Origin of the sequence: Jeotgalibacillus marinus (assembly GCF_040801915.1) — a bacterium.
In the GTDB taxonomy this organism is placed as follows: domain Bacteria; phylum Bacillota; class Bacilli; order Bacillales; family Jeotgalibacillaceae; genus Jeotgalibacillus; species Jeotgalibacillus marinus.
Genome location: NZ_JBFMIA010000004.1, coordinates 116,239 through 137,020 on the forward strand (window position 1 = coordinate 116,239; position 20,782 = coordinate 137,020).

Annotated in this window: 18 protein-coding genes and 1 pseudogene; 5 read left to right on the forward strand and 14 right to left on the reverse strand. The window is 39.3% G+C overall.

Going from position 1 to position 20,782, the window contains the following annotated elements:
• Positions 1-11 precede the first annotated feature (11 nt).
• From addA to AB1471_RS07475, 5 genes and pseudogenes are all read right to left on the reverse strand, one after another.
• A complete protein-coding gene (gene addA, locus AB1471_RS07455; RefSeq protein ID WP_367779117.1) occupies positions 12-3,740 on the reverse strand; it encodes a helicase-exonuclease AddAB subunit AddA in 3,729 nt (1,242 codons plus the stop codon).
• Positions 3,727-7,200 (reverse strand): helicase-exonuclease AddAB subunit AddB, encoded by a 3,474-nt coding sequence (gene addB / locus AB1471_RS07460; RefSeq protein WP_367779118.1) that lies wholly within the window; start codon positions 7,198-7,200, stop codon positions 3,727-3,729. The genes addA and addB overlap by 14 nt, the downstream gene beginning before the upstream one ends.
• Before the next feature lie 171 nt (positions 7,201-7,371).
• The gene (gene lepB, locus AB1471_RS07465) at positions 7,372-7,929 is read right to left on the reverse strand and encodes a signal peptidase I (RefSeq protein WP_367779179.1); all 558 of its coding nucleotides are present in this window, start codon (positions 7,927-7,929) and stop codon (positions 7,372-7,374) included.
• A 66-nt stretch (positions 7,930-7,995) separates the two neighbouring features.
• Positions 7,996-8,598 (reverse strand): annotated as a pseudogene (locus AB1471_RS07470) (TVP38/TMEM64 family protein); the annotation flags it as partial.
• Between the two features lie 160 nt (positions 8,599-8,758).
• The gene (locus tag AB1471_RS07475; protein WP_367779119.1) at positions 8,759-10,750 is read right to left on the reverse strand and encodes a S9 family peptidase; all 1,992 of its coding nucleotides are present in this window, start codon (positions 10,748-10,750) and stop codon (positions 8,759-8,761) included.
• A 180-nt stretch (positions 10,751-10,930) separates the two neighbouring features.
• Here AB1471_RS07475 and AB1471_RS07480 point away from each other — a divergent pair, with 180 nt between their 5' ends.
• Positions 10,931-11,332 carry a YhjD family protein gene (locus AB1471_RS07480; protein ID WP_367779120.1) on the forward strand — a complete coding sequence of 134 codons (402 nt, stop codon included), beginning with the start codon at positions 10,931-10,933 and terminating at the stop codon, positions 11,330-11,332.
• Here AB1471_RS07480 and AB1471_RS07485 read toward each other — a convergent pair.
• Positions 11,329-11,928, reverse strand: coding sequence for a competence protein ComK (locus AB1471_RS07485; RefSeq protein WP_367779121.1), 600 nt, complete (start codon positions 11,926-11,928; stop codon positions 11,329-11,331). The two genes, AB1471_RS07480 and AB1471_RS07485, sit on opposite strands and share 4 nt — an antisense overlap.
• A 209-nt stretch (positions 11,929-12,137) precedes the next feature.
• Between AB1471_RS07485 and AB1471_RS07490 the strand changes: the two genes are divergently transcribed.
• Together AB1471_RS07490 and AB1471_RS07495 are read left to right on the forward strand one after the other, a co-directional pair.
• On the forward strand, positions 12,138-12,377 hold the full coding sequence (locus tag AB1471_RS07490) for an IDEAL domain-containing protein (protein WP_367779122.1): 240 nt from the start codon (positions 12,138-12,140) through the stop codon (positions 12,375-12,377).
• Positions 12,378-12,610: 233 nt separating this feature from the next.
• The gene (locus AB1471_RS07495) at positions 12,611-12,973 is read left to right on the forward strand and encodes a hypothetical protein (RefSeq protein ID WP_367779123.1); all 363 of its coding nucleotides are present in this window, start codon (positions 12,611-12,613) and stop codon (positions 12,971-12,973) included.
• A 113-nt stretch (positions 12,974-13,086) separates the two neighbouring features.
• Here AB1471_RS07495 and AB1471_RS07500 read toward each other — a convergent pair whose 3' ends face one another.
• A complete protein-coding gene (locus AB1471_RS07500; RefSeq protein WP_367779124.1) occupies positions 13,087-13,395 on the reverse strand; it encodes an AzlD domain-containing protein in 309 nt (102 codons plus the stop codon).
• Entirely contained in the window at positions 13,392-14,105 is a 714-nt protein-coding gene (locus AB1471_RS07505) for an AzlC family ABC transporter permease (RefSeq protein ID WP_367779180.1), read from the reverse strand. The genes AB1471_RS07500 and AB1471_RS07505 overlap by 4 nt, the downstream gene beginning before the upstream one ends.
• Before the next feature lie 130 nt (positions 14,106-14,235).
• On the opposite strand from AB1471_RS07505, the gene AB1471_RS07510 reads away from it, so the two are divergent.
• The gene (locus AB1471_RS07510) at positions 14,236-14,793 is read left to right on the forward strand and encodes a helix-turn-helix domain-containing protein (protein ID WP_367779125.1); all 558 of its coding nucleotides are present in this window, start codon (positions 14,236-14,238) and stop codon (positions 14,791-14,793) included.
• Positions 14,794-14,830: 37 nt separating this feature from the next.
• Here AB1471_RS07510 and AB1471_RS07515 read toward each other — a convergent pair whose 3' ends face one another.
• From AB1471_RS07515 to AB1471_RS07535, 5 genes are all read right to left on the reverse strand, one after another.
• A complete protein-coding gene (locus tag AB1471_RS07515) occupies positions 14,831-15,607 on the reverse strand; it encodes an enoyl-CoA hydratase-related protein (protein WP_367779126.1) in 777 nt (258 codons plus the stop codon).
• Positions 15,608-15,856: 249 nt separating this feature from the next.
• On the reverse strand, positions 15,857-17,086 hold the full coding sequence (locus AB1471_RS07520) for an NADH:flavin oxidoreductase/NADH oxidase family protein (protein ID WP_367779127.1): 1,230 nt from the start codon (positions 17,084-17,086) through the stop codon (positions 15,857-15,859).
• 297 nt (positions 17,087-17,383) lie between these two features.
• On the reverse strand, positions 17,384-17,950 hold the full coding sequence (locus AB1471_RS07525) for a TetR/AcrR family transcriptional regulator (protein WP_367779128.1): 567 nt from the start codon (positions 17,948-17,950) through the stop codon (positions 17,384-17,386).
• A gap of 171 nt (positions 17,951-18,121) precedes the next feature.
• Entirely contained in the window at positions 18,122-19,111 is a 990-nt protein-coding gene (lplA, locus tag AB1471_RS07530; protein ID WP_367779129.1) for a lipoate--protein ligase, read from the reverse strand.
• A complete protein-coding gene (locus AB1471_RS07535) occupies positions 19,095-19,862 on the reverse strand; it encodes an MBL fold metallo-hydrolase (RefSeq protein ID WP_367779130.1) in 768 nt (255 codons plus the stop codon). The genes lplA and AB1471_RS07535 overlap by 17 nt, the downstream gene beginning before the upstream one ends.
• 179 nt (positions 19,863-20,041) lie before the next feature.
• Here AB1471_RS07535 and yhfH point away from each other — a divergent pair, with 179 nt between their 5' ends.
• Positions 20,042-20,170, forward strand: coding sequence for a protein YhfH (gene yhfH / locus AB1471_RS07540; protein ID WP_367779181.1), 129 nt, complete (start codon positions 20,042-20,044; stop codon positions 20,168-20,170).
• Between the two features lie 76 nt (positions 20,171-20,246).
• Here yhfH and AB1471_RS07545 read toward each other — a convergent pair whose 3' ends face one another.
• Positions 20,247-20,747 carry a FixH family protein gene (locus AB1471_RS07545; RefSeq protein WP_367779131.1) on the reverse strand — a complete coding sequence of 167 codons (501 nt, stop codon included), beginning with the start codon at positions 20,745-20,747 and terminating at the stop codon, positions 20,247-20,249.
• Positions 20,748-20,782: the final 35 nt, after the last annotated feature.

Genomic DNA, 20,782 nt, shown 5'->3' on the forward strand with positions numbered 1-20,782 from the left:
TTTATTGTATCTTATTTGCTAGTCGGTAGGGTTAGCACATGTCCACCATCAAAGAAAAATAAAACTGACTGGTCAATTTTTCGATTGAGAGTGTGCTCCAGTGCTAACTTATAAAGGCCCATTTGGGTAGAATACCTTCTTTCCATTACCCTTTTTGCTTGGTCAAAACCTTCTTCAAATCGATCAGTTATGCGGTCGGTTTTATAATCTAAAAGAACGATTCCTTGTTCATCCTCTAGCAAACAGTCAATAATCCCTTGAATAAGCACTTTATCTAAAGGGTCATTTTGTAAGGGGAGAATTCCTAATTCTGAAGATTTTGCTACAAATGTAAACGGAATCTCTCGCTGAACATGTTGAGCGTTCAACACTCTCTTACCTAAACTGGACTCAAAAAAGGCTAAAATTTGATTTCTGTTTACTACAGCTTGTTGTTCTGAAGTTAATAATTCTTTCACTACAAGTTCTTCAAGTAACACCTCTAGCGATTCGTTTGTTGGCTCCTGATCAAGAGGAATATGTTGCATCACTGTGTGCATGATCGTCCCTTTTTCCGTCGGTGTAATTTTTGCTTCCTGCATAAAACGTGGTCGATCAAAAGCTTTTTTCGATAAATTAGTCGTAAAATCAAAAGCACTTCGTTCATCCCGTACCTCGTTCATACGCTTAATATCTGATACAGACTGCTTGGAACGTCTTTTCGTTGTTTGTTGAAATGGATATTCCCATGTTAATCTACTTAGAATCTCTTCTTTATCGTCACTTCCAGCTGGAACTATTTTGTGTTGTGATACAAGGTCCAAATACGCTGCTTGCTGTTCTTCTTTTTCCTCTATTTTCTCATGATCGCCTGAAGGTAAGAGCTTGATTGACCACATCGAAGGGTCTTCCAAATAGCTTGTGGGCTGCTTATTTTGAATGACAGAAGCATCCTTATGACGCATTAAAGCAGGTCCAATCCAATCAAGATAAGATTTAGCTGCTTTTCTTGTGAAGTCAGGAAGCAACCATTGTGCATGAGTAGCCGATGTTTGCCATTTCTTCATCACTTTTGCAGCGTCAGAAACAGTTCCTATCAAATAGAGTTTCTCTTTAGCTCTCGTCATCGCAACGTAAAGAACTCTCATTTCTTCCGATAAATTTTCAAGTCGTTTCTTTTCTTTGAAAGCAAGCTGCGGTAACGTGTCATAGCTTATTCGTTTTTCTGGTTGAATGTAAGGCATCGCAAGTCCAAATTCTTTATCCAAGAAAAAGCGACCTCGCAAATCCATTTCATTAAATGTACGTGCCATTCCAGACAAGAAAACAACTGGAAACTCCAGCCCTTTACTCGAGTGAATGGTCATCAGTCGTACAACATCTTCTTGCTCACTCAGTGCTCTTGCAGCACCTAAATCATCTCCACGATCTCTCATTCGTTCGACAAAACGTAAGAAACGGAAAAGTCCGCGAAACGAAGTCGATTCATACTGGCGCGCTCGATCGTATAGGGCTCGTAAATTAGCTTGTCGTTGTTTCCCACCTGGAATTCCTCCGACAAAGTCATAAAATTGTGTATCACGGTAAAGTTGCCATACTAACTCAGACATCGCCCCGCTTCTTGCCATTGTTCTCCATTTTGAAAGCTGATGCATGAACCACTCCATTCTATCAGCTAACTCTTCATCCTCTTGCTTTCCACCTATGGTTGCAAAAGCTTGAAGCGCATCCCAAAATGAACCGGATGATGCGGCTGTTCGAATGTTTCCAAGCTGGTCCTCACTACACTTAACAATCGGTGACCGAAGAACAGAAGCTAATGGGATGTCTTGATGTGGATTATCAATGATTTTTAAGAGAGAGATCATAATCGCCACTTCTGTTGCTTCAAAATATCCTGACGAAACATTGGCATATAGAGGGATTCCAGCGTGACGGAATTCTTCCATAATATCTGGTGTCCAAGTCATTGAACGCGTTAAAATGACAATATCTCTATACTGCAATGGTCGAAAAGCTTTCTTTTTCGTATCATACACCTGCGTATCTTGGTCAATCATTTGCCTAATTTTTTTGATCATATACCTTGCTTCAATCGTTGATTTCTCAAGTTCCCTTTCATCCATCACTTCCTCTGGTTGTTCAGGCTCACTCGATGGATTTGCTTGATCTATAATCGCCAGTTCGACAGGTACCTTTGTGTCCTCTGGGTAAGGAGCGCCTTTGACAAGTTCCGCTTCTTTGTTATAGTCTACTTCTCCTACTTGCTGTCCCATAATTTGTCGGAACAAGTAATTTGTCGCATCAAGAATTTCAGGTCGACTTCTAAAATTTTGAGACAAATCGATTTTCAGTCCTTGCTGATTGGTTGAAAACAAATTGTATTTATGCAAAAACAAGTTCGGTTCAGCTAATCGAAATCGATAGATGGACTGTTTTACATCCCCTACCATAAATAGGTTACCATCTTTTTCCTTTCCTCTTTTTACGAGTTGCAGGATCGTTTCCTGAACCATATTTGTATCTTGATACTCATCAACTAACACTTCTTTGAATTTACGTTGGTAATGATAAGCGGCTTCCGAAGGAAATGGTTCAGTTTCACCTTCTTGGTCAGGCTCCATTAAAATCGCTAAGCAAAAATGTTCTAAATCTGAAAAATCAACAATCCCTCTTTCTTCTTTTGCTAAAAGGAAAGACTCATCAAATTGTTGCACAAGTTTAATGAGTGAAGAAAGTTGTCTTGTCATTTTTCTCATATCATGCAAGAAGCTTTCTGGACTGCGAACAAAAAATGTCTCTCGGATCGTTTCAATGATTTTTTTTGCTTGATCCCGCCATTTTTTGGTCTGTTCTAGCAGCTCCTCATCGAAATCATCACCCTTGCATGGCTTTAGTCTTTTGAAACTGATTCCTTTTATTTGCTCATCAATATCTGTCCATGTCGCTAGGTTTTTTAAAGCATTTAATTGCGTCAAATCGTCCTCGAAATTTCCCCCTCGCAGATACGGACCACCTGGCTCCCTAGAAGCTTCCAAACAAAGTTCACTTAACTGAATCGCACCTTCAATTTCAAGGTGAATATGAGAGAGAAGGTAATCAATAAGAGGGTGATCATTGATGTCATAGTCCTCTGGAACATCGTGCAATTGCACAATACTGTTCAACCAATCAACCGGCTGAGCGTGTGACCTAGAAAAGGTGTGAAGCTTTCTAATGAGCTGGAGCATTGCATCATCACTGCGATCATTTGTCAGGGCATCAACCAAACCGATAAACGATTCATTACCTTCCTTACCGTATTCTTTTTCTAGCAACTCCTCTAGCACTTCATCTTTTAACAATTCTGCTTCTGTAGCGTCTGCTATGCGAAAACCAGGATCAATATCTATCAAATAATAATATGTTCGAATAACTTCTAAACAAAATGAGTGAAGTGTCGAAATGGAAGATTTATTCAGCAAGCTCATTTGTCTTCTTAAATGACGAGATTCAGGGTTTTCTTGGAGCTTTTGATCAAGTACTTGACCCACACGGTGTTTCATCTCAGCTGCTGACGCGTTTGTGAACGTCACAACAAGGAGTTCATCAATATTGATTGGGTTGTTGTCGTTAATTACTTTTTGAATCATACGCTCAACAAGTACGGCTGTTTTCCCAGAACCAGCAGCCGCAGAAACTAAAATATCCTGATCTTTCGCCCAAATGGCTCTCCACTGATCATCTGTCCAGGTGACGTCGTTAGGTTTAATCGGTATCAAGACTCCATTCCTCCTCCCTCAATGTCATTAATAAATCTTCAGGTTTTTTGGGCTGCAAACGGCGATATTGATTGTCCTCTAATGCAGGATCAAACTGACAAACTGATCGATAAGAACAAAATTGACATGGCGTTCGTTTTTTAAATTCATACGGATCAATTTTCACATCACCATTCATAATACGGTCTCCTGATGACTGAAAAAGGTCTCTTGTATGTTGCCTCATTTGTTGAAAATGTTGCTTACTAGCTGTTTTCGAATCAGAACGCAATGAACCATCTTTTTTAAAGCCTGCTGAGATAATTGATGATTGACCTTGTTCGAGCGTTTGATCCATCAACCTTACAGCTTCTTCATCACCGAGAACGAGCCCTTTCATTTTGTATTGTTTCAACATCTCTTGTTCAATTTCATCTAACGACAACCTTTTTTTACTTTTAATCAATGGATTGTGAAGGTGGAAATATAATATTCCTGCAGGATCAGCTTCTGTCTTAACTAATTGTTTTGCGTTAGACAGAGCGATGTCTAAATATGTGAGCATTTGTAGCGACAAGCCGTAGTAGATTTCGGTAAAATCCATATCTTTCGCACTCGACTTATAGTCGATCACTCGCAAATAAATTTTTTCGTCTATGCTTGCTGTATCAACACGATCTATTCTTCCTTGTAGCTCCATCGTCGCACCATTGGACAATGTAAAACGTAAAGGTGGCAATTCTTGTCTAGGTCCGAACCCAACTTCAACGCGAAGTGGAGTAAACCCACTAGATCTTGCATGCTCACTTAAAATATATGAAGCTTGACCAATCACTCCTTCTAGTTTCTTTGCAATATAGTGATAACGATTTGAACTGAGTAATATTTCATACTGAAGTTTTGGCGCAAGATATTGTACTGCATCATGAGCAAGCTGATTGCAAAGATCCCTTGTAACTTCCTTCCAATCTACACCTCGTATGATTAGCTGCTCTGAGATCCATTTCAACGCCGCATGAAATAACTCCCCAATGTTCGGTGCTTCCAGACGATAGACACTTCTTTCCTGAAGCTTCAACCCGTGACTAGCAAAATGTGAAAATGAACAGCTATTTAACCGCTCCATCCTCGACACGCTTGCTAAGATAGATTCTCCATATAACTCTTTTGTTGTCGGCTCTGACAATGACTTTGTGTTGTTTCGATAAAATAAACTAGATAATATGCGTCTGCTAGATTCTCGCCATACGTCATCTTGGACGTAAAAATTATACACATCCCACCAAATATTTGACATTGGATAGTTTCTTTTCAATTGTTGAAACTGTGTCGTCATAAAGGAAGCCGTCGTTGTAGGGTGGCAAATATAATCTAGTTGATCGATTGCAGCAAGTTCAACAGGATCGTTTAATAACAGCATTTTTTTATGCTTTGGTAAAATCGTTTTAAGTTTTTTAATATATGGTGAAGCTAGCAATGCTTTTCCTTCTTCATCAGCCATTGGATACGACACAAAAAGTCTTTCTGCAGAGGATGTAAAGGCACGATAGGCAACAAAATCTTCATCTATCAACTTAGTTCGAGCACTTGGAGCTAGATTCATTCCTGTTCGGTCCAACCATACTCGATCATCTTCCGCTAAAACGCCATCATCTTGCATGCGTGTTGGCAGAACTCCATCATTTACTCCCATAATAAAAGTAGCTCGGATATCGGGTAATCTGGACATCTCCAAGTCAGCGACAATCACTTGATCAATAGAAGGTGGTACTAATGAAAAGTTAAGTGATTCTAGTCCAGCATCCAACAGGTCTGCAAAATCTGTAGTATTCATCTCATCATCGCCAAGCATTTCTACCATTTGATCGAGAAGGTCAATAACTGCATTCCATGCTTGCTCATGCTCTCGTGCTCGGATTAAGTCCCCTCTTTCTTCCGCTTGTAAGGCCAACTGCTCAAGTTTTTCTGGAATAGATAAATCATCGAGAAATTGATATAACGCCTGGCTCTTTTCTCTCCCCGTTACACTTCGTTGCAATTTTTTTTGTAGTCGTACCATTGGCTCGACAATAATACTGCGTGCCTCATTAAGTTCTCTTTCAATCATCTGCTCATCATCGGTTTGAGGGGTGTCAACAAAATCAAGCCCTCTGAATCTCCTATAATGAAAATGATCTTGTTTAATCCAACGGTCCCCTTGGATTCCTTGTGATAGAACATAGTTTTCTAGGCGATCCATTTGTTGTCGTACTTTCATACCTCTTGTTACATCTGGGAAAAAGAGTTCTGTTTTCACTGCACGGAAAACAGACTCATATCGCCAGTTTTTAACGATCATTTCCAGTGAGGATCGAATAAACTCGACTAATGGGTGATTAAGCATTGTTCTTTTTTGATCAATAAAATAAGGGATATCAAAGTCACGGAGCACAGGTTCAATTAATTCGTGATAGGCTTGTCCATTTCGAATGAGTAGCGCCATATCCTTATAGCGGTATCCTTCTTCTCTAGCCATGCGTCTTATTTCCCGGGCAATTCCCTCTACTTCGGCACGTCGATTGGCTGCTTCAAGTACAACCATATTCGTCGTTTCCCCATAAACTCGAAGGGATTGACCATCAAACTCTTTCTCTAAATGAGCAATACCTGCGTCCGCGAAACGTCTTTGTCTGCTTTCTTGTTCGACTTTTACAGCCACACCTTTGTCGCTTGCTAGTTCCTTAATTCGGTTGAATGTCTCCGATGTTTGTCTGAAAAGGGGAGTATTTGCCTTTGATTCATCAAGCGTTAAAGCAACCGTAACGTCTTTTCCAGATCGTATTAACTGCCCGAGCACTAAATATTCTTGTGTAGTAAAGCTGTGAAATCCATCTATATAAATCGTGGCATCTTGAATCCAGCTAGATTGGGTTAATTTCTCAGCAAGAAGACGGAAATAATCTTCAGAATCAATATATTTACTAGTTAACAATTCATCAAAATCACGGTAAATATGTTCAAGATCGCGTAGTTTATCAACAAGTGATTTTGGGGCATTCATCGCACTTAAATCTGCTGACTGTTGAAGTAAATCGTCAGGCTGAACACAGTAACGTCTAAATTCTGTGAGCATGGATTCTACATGTTTAATAAAGCCACTCTTACTTGCTGAACGACCAAATAATGTAAGGTTCTCTTTTTGCTCGTTAATAATTTTACGAATAAGCATATTTACGCCTGCACTATTTACGTGCTGCCTCGCAGCCCCACCGGTATCTTGTAGCACCCGCCAAGCTAAACGAGTAAAGCTATAGACTTGTGCTCGGATCATCCCGTTAACAGCTGTCGCCAATCTATATTCTGATTGAAAAGTCATTTGTTCGGGGACAAGAAGAACGATCGGGCTGCCATTTGGTTCTTCTTTCATTTGTTGCTGAATTTCTTCCATTATTGCAGCCGTTTTTCCCGATCCTGATCTTCCTATTTTAATCGTGAGGCTCACATGACCCCTCCTCGTTAGAAGTCTTTCATTTAATATTTAGTATACCACATTAGAAACGTTTGTTCTGTTTTCTACCTAAAACCTTCTTCCCTTCAAACTCTTCCACGATCTATCCTACATAGCATACTCTACCTATGAAAAAAGACTAGTCGCTACGACCAGTCTTTTCGTCTATTCATAAAACTTAAAACCTACTTCACTTAATGGCCAGTAGCGCATGCCCACTTTTCCTACAATGGAGTCTTGGTCTATAAAACCAATAATTCGGCTATCCAAGCTTTGCTTTCGATTATCCCCAAGAACAAAGATCATCCCTTCTGGCACTACAGGTTCCCCTGTCAATTCTTCCATAGTAAAATCACCTGTTAGACGCCCACCAACACTTTGCTCACGAAACTCATCTAAGTAAGGTTCTTCGTAGTACTTGCCATTTATATATAATTCATCGTCGACATATGAAACTTCATCACCCGGCAAACCAATAATTCGTTTTACATAGTCCTCGTTTTCGTCGGCATGAAAGACGAGGACATCAAATCGTTCAGGATCACCAATTTGATAGCCAATTTTGTTGACTACAAGCTTGTTGCCATCTTGAAGTGTTGGTTGCATCGATATACCTTCAACGACATAACTTGAAAATAAAAACATTCTTACAACTAATACGATGACTACCCCGATAGCTAATGCTTTGATCCATTCGAAGCTTTCTTTTTTCCACGATTCCATTCCCTCTCCAACCTTTCCGACTGTCCCGGATGCATCATCGCTATTTTCCTCTTCATAAACGACGATGTCTCGATCCATTTTTTTATTGATACGTACTTCTATACGTTTTCCTACAACCCATAAAACAAAAATGGATGCTAGAACGATTGCGGTTTTAAATGGTTCTCTAATTAACGAGACAATATCTGCTCCAATAAAGCTGATAGTCGCAATCATGACAAGCTTTCCGATCACAACGGCCAGCATATATTGCAACATACTGATTCTCGATAATCCGGCTACAACGTTCACTAGAGCTGATGGTGTAAATGGAAAGCATAGTAGCAAGAACAGCGGACCAAATCCATGACGTTCAACCCAGCTTGTTAACTTCTTAACTTGTTTTTGATTACGAAGAAAAGCTAGAAAACGCTTGTCTCCATACTTTCTTATAAGAAAAAACATAAGCAATGCACCTATAGATGCTCCTGCCCATGATAGCAGGATTCCCAATAACAATCCATATGCATTAGCATTCGCCACTACAAAAACGACGAGAGGTAAAAACGGAATAAAAGCTTCCAATATAGGCAAAAACAAACCTAAAAAAGGTCCAAAAGATCGATATTCTTCAATCACTTCACGGATATTTTCAACCGTTAACCATGCTTCAATCGTTTCAAATGCCATTTTGATGCTCCTCAAATCGAAATGACCAGTAACTTACTGTTTTTATAGTATAGCATAATTCACTCTATTCTTACGATGGGTGTGTCTTCATAATTCCTGTTTTTTCCCATTAAACAACGGGCCACACCAATATAGGTGCCACCCGTTGAATTCTTGCCTATTATAAGTATTCATCAAACCATTTTGTTATATGATTCAGTCGCTCAACACGAAGGTTCGGTTTACCTGTTCGAGATAAGTTATGATCAGACTCAGGGAAGCGCACAAGTGTTGTCTTTTTTTCCTGACGCTTCAACGCAATGTATAATTGTTCTGCTTGCTCAATTGGGCAACGATAATCTTTCTCGCTATGCATAATGAGCAGCGGCGTTTTAATGTCATTGGCATAAGCAAGTGGTGAATGCTGCCACAGCGTATCAATATCATTTAGATCCGCTTGGATATGCCATTCGGTAAAGTAGTAACCAATGTCACTTACTCCATAAAAACTGATCCAGTTACTGATGCATCGTTGTGTAACGGCTGCTTTAAAACGATCTGTATGGCCAACGATCCAGTTTGTCATGAAACCACCGTAGCTTCCACCCGTTACGCCTAGTCGCTCTTGGTCAATAAAATCATATTGTTCAAGGGCATAATCAACCGCTGCCATTAAGTCATTGTAATCATTTCCTCCGTAATCACCACGAACTGCATCGACATACTTTTGTCCATAACCGTGGCTTCCTCGTGGGTTAACGTAAAGAACAACATAGCCTTGCGCTGCTAACAACTGCATTTCGTGAAAAAAAGTATTGGCGTACATCGCGTGTGGACCACCGTGTACTTCAAGCACTAGAGGATATTTTTCTCCTTTAACATAGCCAGGCGGTTTCATCAACCAACCATGCACGTCCCAATCATTTGTGCTTTTTACAACAATAGATTCTGATTGAGCGATTTCAACTTCGTTTAGCCACTTTTCATTCACCCTCGTCACCTGCGTGTTTTTACCAGTTGGAACATGTAACAAATGCAGATCGCCAGGGTTTGTATGCGTACTAATCGCTAAGATGACTTGCTGTGATGGTCCATGAACATCATAGCCATAGATATGGTGTTCACCATCTAGCGCTGGATATACTTCCCCCTTTATTGATCCGTAATACAATGACACATTACCTTGATCACTGATGACAAAGTAAAAGCTTTCTTTATCGTTCCAAACGACACTTTGTACACCTGCTCCTTGTTGAATATCCGCTACAACAAAATCACCTACTGGCGCATCAATTCCTTCTGTGATGCACTCTTGGGTTTTTGTAACGGCGTCGTATACCCAAAGCTTTGAGTGTGATGCATTTTCATACGTTCGTTCACTCGCTACATATGCTACTTTTTTGCCATCGGGCGACCACTCAGCTCCTCCCACATAGCCTTCTTTTGTTTCAATATGTTCACGTACTTTATCCGTTAAGTTGTAAAGGTACAACTCATTGTTAAACGAAAAATCTTTCTCTTCAACACCGTCGTTTGTTGCATACGCAATCATTTCGCCATTAGGCGACCAGTCAAAAAGCGTGTAGCTATGTTCACCTTCGGTTACTTGTGTAATTTCTTCCGTTGCTAAATCCACGATGGCAATATGTTGTTCCTTCTCTTCTAAAAGACCTGTGCCGTCAGCTTTATATTTCATTGAACTTGTTACAAACGGCTTAAGTTCGTCCTTACCTTTCACTTCCTCTACTTCTGCTGACTCATCTTTTGGAATAATCTCGCCTTTTTTAAGTGATGTCGTAAAAGCAATTTTGCCGCTACATGGTGACCAAACTGGATTGCCTGCTCCATTGTCAGCTTCCGTTACTTGCTTTGCTTCTCCCCCACGCGTTGACAGTACGTGAAGTTGATTTTTACCACTACGATTTGACACGAATACTAGTTCTTCACCATTTGGTGACCACCTTGGAGAAGATATTCTCCCTTCACCGTATGTCCATTGTGTCGTTTCTCCACTTGTTACATCTAAATGGTATAAATTTGATACGTATGTATTTTCTTGTTGAATATGCGTTTTAATAAAAGCGACCTCTTTGCCATTTGGCGACCATCTTGGATCTGTCGCGGATTGAATGGAACAAAGATCCTCTGCTGTTAGTTTGCGTTTTTTTGACACGATAACCCCTCCTAATTAGCCAACAATATCAAGATAACCAACTCATTCTATTATTAGTTATTTTACAGAATATTGCAAACGTGATATGCAACAAAAGAAAAAAATTCCTGTTGTATGTTCTAACAATCTGTGTAAAATAATAATATACGAACATGCGTTCTTTTTCGGAGGGGGATCAATATGACGAAGATTCCAGCAGAGGATCGCGACAAATTGGAAAATGCTTTTTATTTACCGATGCTTTTAACAATATTAGAACGGGATCGTCTCATCGTGGAAAAAAGTTCTTTCAAGTTGAATAGACCTTATTTAGAACTGATTGAAGAAACAACGAAAGCAGTACAACGGGACCTAGCAAGGATCAAACGCCACCTACGAGAAAATGGAATGACAGTTGTAAAGCTACAGTCAGATGACGCCTTCACACTTTATTTATTCGTCTACAACGGTTATGAGGAAAAACACAATTATTTTAACCCAAGACTCAGAAATCATGTAGAAGACTTGTTGCGGTTTTATCTGTTTGAACGACTTAAAGAAAGAGAAGCAACCCCTCCAACTACAGGGATCTCTTTTTCCTAACGTTTATTAACTGTCTGTTCAATGCGGTTTAAGTATTCCACAACAAATAAACGGTTGACCTGTTTTTCTACGGTGTAAGACGGATCCGTTTTTTCACGGATTTCCTCGAGGTTAAATTGTGTTCGGCAAAAAAGATGAGAGGCCTTTAAATATTGTTGAACAAAAGATTTTTTTGAAACGGGTAGGACCACCTCCACGTTACCAGAGAGTGTAGCTAATGTTTTTTCCTTCTTATAAGTTTCATAGCCCCTTAAATGCTGCAGCGACAACCAACGATTTTGATCATTTTTATCTGAGTGAGTAGAAAAAAAATAAACGTTTGTAACAGGATCAATCACAATTGGTGGTTTGTGTCGAATGTTCGTTAATGTTTTAGTTGAGAACTTTCGGCCTTCATAGGTAGAAAGAAAGTAGAGGCAGGAGTTGTGTAGGATTTCTTGAGGAGGGTGCTCTACAAGGAAAGGGGAACGATCCTTTTCGTAGACTATTGTTTTTTTCTTATTATCTTCATTTATAGGCTCCAGTAGCATCGTTTGCGCATTCACGATGTATGTTGTGCCCAAATGAGGTAAATATGGATGTGTTATATTTTCCACATAATCACTCCTTTTTATGAATCTGACACTATTATACATCAAAAGATATATTTCTGTATAGTAAAAATGACAGAATTTTTAAAAACTATTATAACTTTCTCCCTAGCCCATTACAGTTCCAAATGATTATTATCTAAATATTAAAATTTTTCTGTTGATTTTATTCGGATTATTCACTATAATAAAAAAAAGCAGTAGAGGTGATGAAGATGGAAAACAACAAATCGTTCGCAAAATTCATGAATGAGTCAAACGTCCCTCAAAAGCAATCAAGCGAAATGACGATGATGGAGATTTACGTTGACATGGTTCTCAACGAAATACTAGTTAAACATCGCAAAGAGCAACTTCTAACAGCAATCAATGAAGCGCTAGACCAGCAAGACCAAGCATCGTTTATAAAGCATTCAACTGAACTAAATACATTAGAAGATACACACGGTGTGTAGAACTGAACCCCCTCCCAGTACTTTTATAGGGAGGGGTTCAATTTTTTGTGTATAAAAACAGTTTTGACTACCTCAACCTTTTACCCTCCAGTACGAAACTTCGACCTTGTAGCAAGATTCACCTAAACCAATAAGCTAAATTCAATAAATCGCCACGCAATAGGGTGGCAATACGTCCGTGCATCATGAATAATAGAAGATAGCAGGATATTTCGTGGCAAGGAGCTTGAATAATGAACGGATACCAACTGAATGACACTTTTTTAGCAATTTTAGAATGGGGCTTTGTGGTGGTTGTGATCGCAATCATTGCGTTTACGATTTGGTCCATGAAATACGCACCCCAAATGAAAAGCGCTTTGTTATGGCTGGTTGCCCATTTAGTTTTTACGGTCGTAGCTCACATTTTATTTTGGATGGGTCTTGGCGATCAATCAAGCGGAACAACACCTATTGCCAACATAGTCGATCAAATCCATTTTTTTATGGGTGTAGCGGGCTTACTATGGCTATTGGGAATGCTTTGCCTTGTGCTGTGTATCCAAGTGATCAAAGATACCGTTGCACAACCGAAACACGCCCATGCAAAAGAATAAAAAAAGCGAAGAAAGCTAACCTAATAGCCTTCTTCGCTCTTTTTTTGTTGAAAGCTTCCATTGGTCTTTCAAAAGAAGATAAACAACATCATAAAAACTACTATCAAAAAAAGTTAAAACACAAACAAATACACCGACAGCACCGCAATTGACCCAATCACGACAACCATCACGTTTGCTCCAACCGTCGCCAAAGCGAATGCGGCAAATGCACCAACGAGGCCAAACCAAATGTCCCCTTCTCGTATCAATAAAATGCCAGGAAAAATCAATGCACCCAAAACAGCAAACGGAATATTCCTCAATACTTCCTGCAAGAATGGTGGCGGTTCTTTACCTTCTAAAATCGTTAAAGGAAGAACGCGAGGAATATACGTGACAACAGCCATCCCTACGATCAATAACACCATTGTCGTATTCATGTCATCCCCACCTTCCTTCTAGTTACAATCACAACTTCAACTGCAATAGCAGAAATAAGTGTTGCTACAACAATCGACCAGCCTGTTTCCAGTGTTCCTGTAAGTGTCAACAGACTATTTACAGCAGCAGCAACTAATGCTAAAAAAAGCACCTTTGCACTCTTTTTTAGTGATGGCATTAACAATCCAACAAACATCGCATATAGAGCAATCGACATAGCTGCTTGTAAAAATAATGGCAAGCTTGCGCCGATCAAATGACCGATTCCAGAATTGATGACCCAGCTGCCATAAGCAATTAGTACTACACCAAAAGCAAAGGAAGTTGAAGATTTTCCTTCTTTTGTAGCAATCACGGTAAATGTCTCATCCGTTAAGCCAAATGCATACATGGATTTTTTTACAACCGTGTCTTCTTCCATTTTTTCATTTAAAGAAGCTGACATTAAAAAATGTCGTATGTTCACGATAAATGTATTAAAAATAATGACGCCAATCCCAATGCCACTTGCAATTAATGATAATGAAATGTATTGTGAAGCACCTGCGAATACGAGCATGCTCATCAACACCGCTTCAAAGAACGTCAATCCTGTTGTTTTTGCCAAAAGTCCGAACGTTAACGCAACAGGCGTATAGCCAACTGCGATGCTCATGCCAGCTTGTAATCCTCGTTTGAACTCTGATTTCGACGAAACCGCTTCTACCATTTGCATGCCTTCACCCCTTTTCTAAACCCATTTAATCGTTTACTATAGTAGTTAGAAAACCGTTATTCTAGTTTTATATACTATAGTATACAAATGTGCGTTATAAATAACAACCCATGAGGTGAAAAAATTGGACGAAATTAAAAAGCAGATCGGAATCAATTTAAGAATCCTGCGAAAAAAAAGAGCATGGACACTTGACCAGGTTTCAGAAAGTACGGGTGTAAGCAAAGCAATGCTCGGGCAAATTGAACGTGGAGAATCAAACCCATCGGTCGGAACGATCTGGAAAATTGCTAATGGACTAAAGGTCTCCTTCTCCTCTCTTCTATCTCTTCCGATTCAGAATGTCAGCATTATTAAATCAGAATCGATTGAAGCGCTTAAAGAAGACAACGGAAAATATCGCGTCTACCCTATCTTCACATTCGATCCTGTGCGACAGTGGGAGTATTTCAAAATCGAACTTGCCCCTGGATGTGTCTATGAAAGTGACAGTCACGGAGATGAAGTCGAAGAATACATTACCGTCACAGAAGGCACACTTCATATGACGATTCAAAAGGAAGAATATGAAGTGAACACAGGTGATGCGATTCGATTTAAGGCAGGATCTGCCCATAAATATGTAAACAAAACGACTGCGAAAACCGTTTGTCAGATGGTCATTCATTATAAAGAGGGATAATCAAAACGGACTCCATATCAACATGGAGTCCGTTTGATTATTTCCCGGCAAACTCAGGTTTCCTCTTCTCTCCAAAGGCAATCAACGCTTCCACTCGATCCTCAGTTGGAATTGTTATTTCATACGCTTTTCTCTCGATTTGCAAACCAGTATGCAGGTCGGCATTCATCCCTGTTTTAATCGCATATTTTGCTTGTTTTAACGCGATTGGACCATTAGCAAGCATGGCATTAGCTAGATTATGTACTGCATCCATAAATGCTTTTTGTGGAGCTATATCCGTTAACAGTCCAATTTCTTTTGCTTCCGAAGCAGTCAGTCTCTTGGCTGTTAAAATCAGTTCCAACGCTTTTGATTCGCCAATTAAACGTGGCAAGCGCTGTGTTCCACCCGCTCCCGGAATGATCGCCAAGCTTGTTTCGGTCAGCCCCATCAATGCATTTTCTGTGGCAACACGGAAATCACACGCAAGTGCAAGCTCCATCCCTCCACCAAACGCATAGCCATTCATCGCAGCAATCGTTGGTTGCGGCAAAGATTCTACTGCACTAAACACCTCACCAATTTTAAATACATTTCGTCTTACTTGCCACTCTGTTAATGTTTTTCGCTCTTTTAAATCTGCCCCAACACTAAATGCCTTGTCCCCTGCTCCTCTAAAAACGACAACTCTAACGTCTGGATTGATTCGGATTGACTCCACAACTTCTCCTAGTTCTGATAACAAATCATAGTTCAATGCATTCATTGAGTCAGCGCGATTTAACGTCACAATCGCCAAGTGATTTTTTTGTTCAAGTAAAATCGTTCCCATTGATAATCGTACTCCCCTTTTCAACTTTCTATTTAATGAAAACCCTTTCATTATTGATTGTACCATTGCTCTACCAAAGGTGCATCTCCCTGATTTACTGGGGTGACTACTTCCGAACTACAAGAAAAGGAAAAGGATCCCCGAAGAAAACAGGAGTCCTTATCTATTTTCTGACATAAAAACTGAAAGAAAAAGGTACAAAAAAACCATATGGATATAGTAATTACAAGAACCATTCCTTCGTTCTTGTTATTTTGCTCTTCGCTGCTGAAATACTTCTTTCCCATTTTTTAAAAGTGCTTGAAGAAAAGAGATCCATACTGGATGATTGGGCCTTACTTGTTTTCCTCTCCCTAACCGATCCAATTGTTGTGTATACCACATAGAGTCAAGGGGGAGCTGGTTGTCTATACTCTTGATACCAAGTTTTTTGTGAGTAAGAATGATTTCTTGTAGAATGTTTTCCTCTATTAAATTAGGGAGATCCGGATAAACCGCAAGAGGTCTAGCTAACCCTACAAAATCAGTTGCATTCGAATGAACCGCACTTTCCATTCCTTTTTTTGTACGGAATCCTCCCGTTACGCTTAATGGCATATCAACGGTTTTGCGAAGTTTTTCTGCAAAATCGAGAAAATAAGCTTCTCTAACATTTGTGCTCGCCTTCACATCTTTACCTGGCGTTGCTAGATTTGCGATACTTCCTCCCGAAATCTCTAATAAATCAACACCTTCTTTTTCTAACTGTCCAGCAACGTATATTGCTTCTTCTTCTGAAAAACCAGCTTTCATAAAATCAGCCGAGTTTAATTTCACACTAATTGGAAACAATGGTCCGGTTTGGCTTCGTATTTCTCTATAGACTTCTATTAAAAATTTCATTCGGCCATCTATATCTCGACCCCACTCATCATTTCGTTGATTATGACTAGGAGATAAAAATTGACTAATAAGATAACCGTGCGCACCATGTATTTGTACACCTGTGAAACCAGCTTTTTGAGCAAGTTTTGCACTGTTTCCAAACCGATGAATTAAATCAACAATTTCAGTAGGAGTAATCTCTCTTGGGTGGTGAAAAAAACGACTGCTAGCACCAGGGAATGGGATCGCTGAAGGAGCAACCGCTTCGTTTACAACATCTTTAAATGCTTGCTTCCCTGGATGATTCAACTGCATCCATAGTTGTGTATTATTAATCGTACCTCTCTCCGCCCACTTTTCTAAAAATGGCAGGATCTCTTCATTTTCAACAACGACATTTCTCGGTTCACCTAATGCCTTGCTATCAATCATCACATTGCCTGTTACAACGATTCCGGTTCCTCCTTTTGCAAATGTTTCATATAATCGATAAATGGACTCAGTAGGCTGAAGATGAACGTTTGCAAGTGCTTCACTCATAGCCCCTTTAAAAAATCTGTTTTTAATCTTTGTTCCATTCTGTAATGTAAATTCTTTAAACAAGATTGATTCCAATCCGTACACTCCTCATTATTTAGTCGTTTTGTTATAAAATCTAACTTTTTTTCGGAATGAATTTCCCGATACTGTTTGAAGCTTTTCTTCCTATTTTCGATTACTTCACCAACCATTGCTATGTGTATATAAAGTCAATGATGTGATCAAATTTTTGGTCTCTCATTTCATGCCCATCATCAACGAATTTCGATTGAAAGGGTTTCTATCGTATTTATCAAAACTCCTTACAATATCCCCCTTCTGTTTTTTGGTTGGTTAACCAACCAATATCAACATGAACAAAAGATACCTATTTTAGCGGGTATCTTTTAAAGTCAATACTAACTTTTGAAGTACATCATACGCATTATCCAAATCAAATTCAGGATTCAGTAATTTTTGAAGAGCTAGTCCGTCAAAACAGGCAAGTAAAATACTAGCAAGGGATTCTATCTCTTGTGACTCAGGGAAAATAGAAGTTAAAATCGTTGAAATGCTTTCCCTTTCATATTCTAAAACCGTATTAACTCCATCCGCATGCGACGAATTCCGAAGACCGATAGCAAACAATTCATAGCGAAGCTTATACCAGTCGGGTTCTTTCCCTACCTTTTCCTTTGGCACTCTAATGGCTTCTGTAGAAATGTCCTCACTAGGTGCTCGCTCCTGTCGATTTTGTAATTCAATTACGTGTTGGTTGCAAGCATCCATTAATACCGCGGTTAAAATTTCCTCTTTGTTTTTAAAATAATAATGGATCAATCCAGAGGTTATTTCTGCTTCTTTTGCAATCTCTTTTATCGATGCTTTTTCGTATCCCTTTGCAGCCATTATTTTTTTGGCTGCATAGATAATGATTTGTTTTTTATTTTTTTCACTCAAAATAATCACCCTTAAGCGTTTGGTTGGTCAACCAATTTATTATAAAATATCACAAGTGTGCTTATTTTTCAAGCCGTTTTAATCCCTTTTATACGTATGTTGAAAGAAGTGTAATGCACAGATCTCTATGATTTTTTAATGCAAAAGTGCTGACCAGAGTCAGCACTTTTATTAATACAACAAGTTGATAAATTCTTCTTTTTCGATGTTTCCAAAGTAGTGCTTCATATCCACATCTTTAAGCGCTTTTTCAATATGTTCACGCTCGTAACGCACGCCTGTAAGTTTTGCTCCGATTTCTCCAACTTCACCTACGCCAAAGAAGTCACCGTAGATTTTGCAGTTATGAATGAATCCTTTTTCGACATCTAATCGAACATCTACCCCACCAACAGGAAAGCGATGAGAGTGTTGCAAGTTGAATTTTGGTGATTTCCCGTAGTTCCACTCCCAATTTTGGTAGCGTTCTCGAGACAGTTCATGGATTTTTTCCCAATCTTCATCTGTGAGTACATATTCCTCAATTTGATCACTACCATCAAATATGTGTTGAAGAATAAGCTGCTTGAATTCTTCAATGGTCACTTTTTCATCCATGAACTCGGAAATATTCGCTACACGGCTGCGAATTGATTTGATTCCTTTTGATTCAATTTTATCTTTGCGTACTTTCAATGCAGATACAACGTGATCAATTTCTGAATCAAACATTAACGTACCGTGGCTAAACATGCGCCCTTTTGTTGAAAATTGTGCATTCCCCGAAATTTTTCTTTCACCAACAAGTAGATCATTACGACCTTTTAATTCAGCAGGTACACCAATTTGATGGAGTGCTTTGACAACAGGCTCAGTGAATTTTTTGAAGTTATGAAAGCTGTCTCCATCATCCTTCGTGATAAAGCTGAAATTCAAGTTACCAAGATCGTGATACACAGCCCCACCACCAGAAAGACGGCGAACAACTCGTATATTATTTTTCTCAACGTAATTCGTACTAATTTCTTCAATCGTATTTTGGTTTTTCCCAACAATAATGCTCGGTTCATTTATATAAAACAGTAAATACGTTTGGTTAATGTCTAGATTTTTTAATGCATATTCTTCAATCGCTAAGTTGATTTGTGGATCTGTAATGCCTTTATTATCGATAAATTTCACTAGGTGTTCCTCCTACGGGTAATAAAATAGATAATCCAGATGATGCGAGTAAGACATCACCATTATACGTTTCTTGTGCTTCAGAAACGAGTTGATTCAAATCTCCAAAATGAGGTAAATGGCTTAACATAAGCTTTTGGACATTCGCTCGCCTGGCAATCGTTGCAGCATCCTCACTTGTCATATGACCTGCAGGAGCAGCATTCATCCCTTTATAAAAATTGCATTCAGCAATCAATAAATCTGCATCCTTCGCAAATGGAATAAAGGATTCCTGGTAAGACGAATCAGCTGTAAATACCATCGTTGCCTTGTCGCTTTCGATTCGCACAGCATAACACGATACAGGGTGGGTTGTTTTTAAAAATGAAAGAGTGAATGGTCCAAGCTTTAATTTTTCATCTGGACTATATGCTTTTTTAGACATCAATTCCTTGTAATCCAACGAATCAAAACCTGCCTGATCTTCTGTATGGCCATATGCTGGCAAGTGAATTGATTTCTTTTGAAGGAATTGTTGGATAAGTAATGCGTGCTGAAGAACGCCTACATCCGCAACATGGTCAGGGTGATAATGGGTCAGTACTAGTGCATCTAGTTCTTCTGGTGGAAGGTAGCGTTGAAGCTGGCTAAGGACCCCGCTTCCACAATCAAGTAGAAGATTAAAACCATCCTGTTCAATTAAATAGCCAGTACTCGCTTCATTTACTTTAGGATAACCTCCCCAGAAGCCTACAACTTTTACATTCAATCCATTTCCCTCCTTTAATTCCTCTACAAATTCACTTCTTTTACTATACTGTATTTGACCTATTTTTTCATTAACGAGCAATTATTTGCCTGAAAGCCTTGACCGACCAATTTCTGTTATAATACAATATAAAAAGAGTCACCTAGTGATATAACAGGTGAAAAGAAGGGATGATCAGAATGCTTGAAAATGTAATGGAATTTTTCAGAAACCTGCCACCCAAACAATGTGCGTCTTGCGGAGAAAAAATGGAAGAACAAGCTGAAGCATACGGAACTACTTGTGAAAAATGTTCAACACCTGAATAAGTTCAACCACTAAAAAAATACTCTCGCTTTCTAAAACAGCCAGTCTGTTTTAGTACAGCGAGAGTATTTTCAAATTTTAATGACCATCATGATCTTCTTCATCATTTTGATCGTGCCCATCTTCGTGATCCTGACTTTCGTCGGTACCTTCTTCAACCTCCGTCGTATCCGGATTACCAACAGTCACTTCCATGCGAGGCATAACGTGTGTACCACGAGCAGTTATGTGGACTTGTACAAAATACACGGCTTCCTCTTCCACCATATATGTAGCAGAGTAGATTCCGTCTCCATCATGTGTGGATTCAATCATCTCAGAATGCTCTTTATCGTTTTCCATCCATACTTCGTATAAAACTTCATGGGCATCGTCGACTGCTTCATCCCCTTGTGTCACTTCGACCTCAAGGGTTATCTCATCACCAGGTTGTGCCTGTTCTTCAATGTTAAATTCAGCTTCAACAGGTATAAGTGATTGAGGCGTTTCCTCATCTTCAGAATTATTTATATCAAAACTGCATGCTGCTAAAACTAACGCTAAGCTTGTAATCATCACACCAAATAAGGATCGTTTCATTTTTAGTTCCCTCCCCTATATGTTCGTTGGGTTTG